This window comes from Acidovorax sp. GW101-11A03, from assembly GCF_059424825.1.
The window spans coordinates 1-561 of sequence record NZ_JBWKZU010000155.1 but is presented as its reverse complement, the minus strand read 5'-3'; the positions used below and the strand labels follow the sequence as shown (position 1 = coordinate 561).

Genomic DNA, 561 nt, shown 5'->3' with positions numbered 1-561 from the left:
GGCCGAGTTTCCTGTTATGATCAACGGCTTTTCAAGCCCCAATGCTTCCGCAACTTGTAATGCCTCCTGAAGCCTAACAATAGAGTCCTCCCGCTCTTTCTGGCTAACATCACGCAATGCTGCAATCTGCTGCTCGACGTTTCGCGCCCCCACCTCAGCCTCACGCCTTACGTTGGCCAATAGCTCCTGCTTTGCCAGATCACTGGCACGAGCTACATATTGGTGAACCCACTCTACAGATTGAGCAGGACTGTCACTGCGCGCAGTAATGGAATAACGATCAGCAAAATCCTTGCCTGGCAGAGTGATGCTCAACCTTGTGGAAAAGCCTGAGTACAATCCATCTTGCGCCCCTTGGCGCTCCTCCTCACTCAAAGAAGGCAGATAGACGTTGTTAAAAAAATCTTGCCGGAGCGACTCAGCCTGAAAATAGGAAATAAATACACCATATACATCTTTAATAGTATAAGGGGTTAACTGAGAATCCTTAGTTCGACCATAGTTAAAGTTTTCTATATCTTTCTGAGTTGGAGGCACCACATATCCTTTGGCTTCATACTC

Annotated in this window: 1 protein-coding gene; it reads right to left on the bottom strand. The window is 47.4% G+C overall.

Annotated features, from left to right (window positions below; all coding sequences use genetic code 11):
* The coding region (locus AC07Z7_RS25145; protein WP_494768056.1) for a hypothetical protein at positions 1-561 on the bottom strand (561 nt) is incomplete at both ends.